The following is a 5,166-nucleotide window of genomic DNA, read 5'->3' on the forward strand; positions in this document are numbered from 1 at the left end:
ACGCACGAAACCAAGCTCGCTGGGGCAACCCAGTAGTCAGGAAACGCCGGATACGTGATCCGTACGTCCGGTGTTGTGGGAGGACGGCGGGGGCAACCCCGCCTCCTACCCGATCCTGTTGTTTTTATGTAACACGATGTTGTGCCAAAAAGCAACATCTTGTCGATGTCATATTGTTGAAGTATTTCGTGGGCATGATTCGGTTCAGCAGCTAAGCAGCTCAGCAGCAGCTCAACTTGTCCAACCTAATGTAGAGAATCTCAAGTGAAAAAAATTACTCTGGCAGCATTGATCATCGGCACCTTCGCAGCAGCTACGGCGCAAGCACAATCGAACGTCACCGTGTATGGTCTGGTTGACCTCGGTATTGCCAAGACCACTGGCCAGCCGACGGTACAACGCGAAAACAATGCGTCGCGCCTCGGTTTCAAGGGTACGGAAGATCTGGGTGGCGGCCTGTCCGCAATTTTCAACCTGGAAAGTGAATTCCTGGCCGACACTGGCGCGCAAAAGGGCGTGTTGTTCGACCGTCAAGCGTATGTGGGCTTGAAAGGCGCGTTCGGTACCGCCATCCTGGGCCGCACCAAGAATCTGGTCGATGGCACCATCGCCCGCGTCGATCCATTCAACACCTACGGCGTGGTTGGCAAGAACAATGAAACCCTGCTGCGTTCGGGTGTCGGCACGTCGCGCGTGAACAATGCCGTGACCTACAACAGTCCAAGCTTTGAAGGTTTCGTGGGCAGCTTGCAATACGTGCTGAGCGAAGTCAACAGCGCTGACGCAGGCGTGATCGGCCTGGCAACCTACGACAATGGCCCGATCAGCCTGCACGCCGGCTACGAAAAAGCCGTGCAAGCAACGGCAACGGCAGCCAAGGCTGACCTGTGGTCCATCGGCGGCGGCTATAAATTCGGCCCGGCCAAGATCACGGCTGCTTACTCGAAAGGCGACACCAAGGTGGCTACCACCGGCGAATACAAGTCCTACTTGATCGGTCTGAACTACACGGTTGGCGGCGGCGATGCCAAAGTGTCGTATGGCAAGCAAGAGCAAAGCAACAACAAGTTCAAGGATCAGGACACCATCAAGGAATTCGGCGTCGGCTACGACTACCACCTGTCGAAGCGTACCGACGTGTACGCTTACGCTGGCCGCGAGCGCGTCAAGTCGCTGACCTCGTACCAAGTTGGTATCGCACACAAATTCTAAGCATCAGTTGATGTGATGGATGACAAAGGCGCCTGCGGGCGCCTTTTTTCGTTATGACGTGGCTGTTTCCATCACTTCCGCCTGCATGGGCAGCGAGATTTCAATGCGTGTGCCGCCCAGTTTGTTATCGGCGCCGATATGGATGCTGCCGTTCAAGCCCCACACCCGTTCGCGCATGCCCAGCAGTCCCAGGGCCGTGGCTTTTTCCAGGTCGTGTTCGGCAATGCCGCGGCCGTCATCCTGGATGGTGATCGCCAGCGAGGAATCGATGCGGTGCAGGGCGATGGTGATGTGGTTCGCCTCGGCATGGCGCGCGATATTTGTCAGCGCTTCTTGCACAATGCGGTAGATGGCCGTGCTGCGCGCATCGTCGAGCACCAGGTCGGCCTCGTCGGCCAGCAAAGCAAAATGCACGGCGCGGCGCTGCAGGAAATCGTGGCGCAGCTTCTGTAGTGCAAAATACAATCCCCCTTCATCGAGCGCGCGTGGGCGCAGGTTGCTGGCGATGCGCCGCAGCGAGGTGATGGCCGTCACCAGCAAGCCGTCCATGCTGTGCAGCAACGCTTGCAGGGGCGGGGTCGTGTCCGTGTGCTGGCGCACCAGGGTCAGGTCGACACGCAGGGTGGCCAGCAACTGCCCCAGGTCGTCATGCAGTTCGCGCGCGATATGCTTGCGCTCTTCTTCGCGGATGGATTGTAGCGCGCTCGACAATTCACGCAATTGTGAAAAGGAGCGGGCCAGCTGTTCATGCATTTGCTGGCGCGCGCTGATGTCGCGCACGATGACGGTAAATACGCTCTGGCCGTCCTCCTGCATGGCCGAGAGCGAACCTTCGAGGGGGAACATGGCGCCATCGCTGCGCCGCCCCGTCAAGGTGTAATCGGTGGCGCGCCGGCCTGTCAGGCGCAGCTCCTGGCTGATGTCGCCAAACGGCGGATCGCCCTCGTGGTTGCCCAGGCTGCCCAGGGTGCGCAAGTCGCGCAGGATGTAGTGGCCCAGGCGCATGCCACGCATGCCGGCTGGCGTGTCGTCGAACAATCTGGCTGCCGCCGCGTTCGCATGCAGGATGATTTGCCCGCTATCGATGCTGATGATGGCGTCGCTGGCGCTGTCGATGATGGCCTGGCCACGTGCCTGCCGTTGCCGGCGGGCTTTCAGCGGAGGAAACAAGCACAGCAATAGCGCCGCCGCCATGCCCAACGGCAGGATACGCAGCAGTGTGGGACTGCCTCGGTCAGGCATGGGGTTCTCCTTGCGAACGTGAACGAATGCAGGGCGGGAATGGCGGACGGGACTTTAGGGACTTTATATAGCCTATGCCTGTTGGCGCGGCACAGCTTGATGTGGCGCAGGAATGGGAAAGAACAGAGTCATGCGCCGCGCCGGCCTGGCCGGGCGGCGGCGAGAGACTTACATTTGCTTGAACAGGTGCAAGAAGCTGCGGCTCACTTCGAGCTTGTCGGATTTGCCTTTGATGAGCACCAGGTGGCGGCCGCGGATGTCGCGCGTCACGCCTTCGATGGCATTCACGTTGACCAGGGTAGCGCGGTGGATTTGCCAAAATAGTGATGGATCGAGCTCTTCGGCCAGGTCGCGCACGGGCTTGCGGATCAGCGCTTCATACTTGGCTGTCTGCACGCAGGTGTATTTCTCGTCAGAACGGAAAAATAAAATCTCTTCTACGGGGATCATGCGCAAGTCCTGGCCGATGCTGGCCTGTATCCATTGCAGGTAGGTGGGCTTGGCCGTGATTTTTTCCGCCAGCTGTGACAGCATGGCCGTGACGCTGCTGTTGACATCCAGCGCCGGCTTGTTCAAGTGCGTTTTCAGGCGCTCCACCGTCACCAGCAAGCGTTCATGCTCGGGCGGCTTGAGCACATAATCGACGGCGCCCCGCTCGAAGGCTTCGACGGCGTGGGTATCATAGGCCGTCACGAAGACGATATGGGTCTTGCTGCCAATCACTTGCGCCGCCTCCATGCCCGTCTTGCCCGGCATGCGGATATCGAGGAAAGCAAAGTCGGGCTTGAGCTGCTCCACCAGTTCAATCGCTTCGTCGCCATTCTTGGCTTCGCCGATGATTTCCAGTTCAGGCCAGGCCTGGCCCAGGCGCAGGCGCAGTTGGTCGCGCATCAGTCTTTCGTCGTCGGCAATAATAGCGGTAGGCATAGGTCTCAAGTGTGAACAGGCGAAGATTGATTATTCAATGATTTAGCGTTTTTATCAACTGTCTTATTGAGACAGCTTATTTAGACAGCTGATACGGCACTTCGATCACGGCGCACACGCCAGACGGTTGATTTGGCGTAATGGTCAGGCTGCCCTGGTCGCCATGCAGCAGTTTCAGGCGTTCGCGGATGGTGGGCAAGCCCAGGCCCGTGCCATCGCTGGGCACCACGCCAAAGCCCAGGCCGTCATCGGTGACGATGACGCGCAGCTTGCTGTGCGCCACTTCGGCCACGATGCGCAGGGTGCCGCCTTCCGGTTTGACTTCCAGGCCATGCTTGATGGCATTTTCCACCATCGATTGCAGCATCATGGGAGGGAAGGCGGCGCTGCGCAGGCCATCGGGAATCTGGAAATCGACGGTCAGGCGTTCTTCCATGCGCATTTTCAGCAGGTTCAAGTACGCTTGCACCATATCCGCTTCGCGGCCCAGGTTGGTAATCAGGGCGTTGTCGCGCATTTGCGGCAGCACGGCGCGCAGATACTGGATCAGGCTGCGCTGCATCTTGGCCGCGCGCGGCGGATCGACCTGGATCAGGTGCTCGACGGAGGCCAGCGTGTTGAACAGGAAGTGCGGCTCGACTTGCGCCTGCATCATCTGCATCTTCGCTTCGCTGAGCTGGCGCTGCATGGATTCCCGTTCGGCCGCTTCATTCGCCGTGACGGTTTCCGCTTCGGCGCGTTTCTTGCCGCCGACCAGGGCTTTCATGGCGAACAGGGCCAATACCAGCAAGGACACAAAGCTCTTGAACCAGGTCGAGGCTTGCTGGTGATAGCGTGACACTTTTTGTTCTGCCGCATCATCGACCGCTTCTTCTATGGCATTCGACAACTCTTCGCCGATTTGTGGCGGCAATTCAATATGGACTTCTTCGCCCGAAGCATTGGTGGTCACCGGATAGCTGGGCTTGGCGGGGGTGGCCGGCGGTTCGGGGGGCGCCGGGGGCACGGCGTTTGCGTGCTCGTCCGCCTCGATTGCATCGGTCGGGTCGCTGGCGGCGTCGGCCGTGCTGCTGCGCCGGTTCTTGCTGTTACGGGGATTGAAATGGATGCCGGTATCGTCGATCAGGATATTGGTCTCACCCGTGCCCTTGCTGCTGCGTTTATGCGACTTGATGACAATTTCCTCGTCCGGGGTGGACGAGAACAGCTCATCTTGCAAAATGGAGCCGGCGATCAGGGCCAGCGCCGCGAACAGGAAAAATTTCCACCAGGATAGTTGGGTAACCCAGGTCGTCGTCGCGTCGAATGCCCGTTGCAACCAAGCGAGGATGGTTTTCAACAATTGGGGCAGGCTGGAAATCGGAAGCATGGGGGCACTTTCAAGTACAAGAGTTAATCGACGCAGCGGGCAAGTTTAACCCTTTGTTGAGTAGCGTCAGAGTCTGATGTTGCCACTGTGCCTAAAGACCACGAACTACGCCAGCCGATTGCGACAGGCTGCACAAAAAGGCGCTTGAAGTGAAGACAAGGCTTGCTGGGCGGTGAGGGCGGGAAAATAGCCCTTGCAGGGTGTGCGGAGCAGGGCTATAATTCGCCCCCTCGCTGAACAACGCATGCAAATGCCGAGTAAAGCAGGGGGAAAAAGAAGGTTGACGAAATGCTGCAAACGCTTCATACTCTTCCTTCTTCGCAGCTGACAAACACAACGCTTTGTCGATAGCGCGAAAGCAGTACCGAATACAGTTCTTTAACAATTAACAGTCGATAAGTGTGGGCATTTGATGT

The 5,166-nt window shown here is 58.5% G+C and carries 4 protein-coding genes; 1 reads left to right on the forward strand and 3 read right to left on the reverse strand.

All coding sequences use genetic code 11. The features are described from left to right. The first annotated feature begins 264 nt into the window (after positions 1-264). Positions 265-1,212: a porin gene (locus tag ACQ4WP_RS28780; protein WP_436526656.1), complete on the forward strand. Its 948-nt coding sequence runs from the start codon at positions 265-267 to the stop codon at positions 1,210-1,212. Between the two features lie 51 nt (positions 1,213-1,263). On the opposite strand, the gene ACQ4WP_RS28785 is transcribed toward ACQ4WP_RS28780, so the two are convergent. The 3 genes from ACQ4WP_RS28785 to ACQ4WP_RS28795 form a co-directional block, all read right to left on the reverse strand. Further along, complete coding sequence (locus ACQ4WP_RS28785) at positions 1,264-2,454, reverse strand: PAS domain-containing sensor histidine kinase (RefSeq protein ID WP_436526658.1); 1,191 nt, start codon at positions 2,452-2,454, stop codon at positions 1,264-1,266. 168 nt (positions 2,455-2,622) lie between these two features. Then, positions 2,623-3,381, reverse strand: a complete 759-nt coding sequence (locus tag ACQ4WP_RS28790) for a LytR/AlgR family response regulator transcription factor (RefSeq protein ID WP_101480230.1) — start codon at positions 3,379-3,381, stop codon at positions 2,623-2,625. Between the two features lie 76 nt (positions 3,382-3,457). After that, on the reverse strand, positions 3,458-4,750 hold the full coding sequence (locus tag ACQ4WP_RS28795) for a sensor histidine kinase (protein ID WP_436526661.1): 1,293 nt from the start codon (positions 4,748-4,750) through the stop codon (positions 3,458-3,460). Between the last annotated feature and the right edge of the window lie 416 nt (positions 4,751-5,166).

The organism is Janthinobacterium lyxosi (assembly GCF_051380665.1).
Lineage (GTDB): Bacteria > Pseudomonadota > Gammaproteobacteria > Burkholderiales > Burkholderiaceae_D > Janthinobacterium.

Coding starts and splice junctions, on each gene's coding strand:
- ACQ4WP_RS28795 (WP_436526661.1), bottom strand. CDS start 4,750: ATGCTTCCGATTTCCAGCCTGCCCCAATTGTTGAAAACCATCCTCGCT.
- ACQ4WP_RS28790 (WP_101480230.1), bottom strand. CDS start 3,381: ATGCCTACCGCTATTATTGCCGACGACGAAAGACTGATGCGCGACCAA.
- ACQ4WP_RS28785 (WP_436526658.1), bottom strand. CDS start 2,454: ATGCCTGACCGAGGCAGTCCCACACTGCTGCGTATCCTGCCGTTGGGC.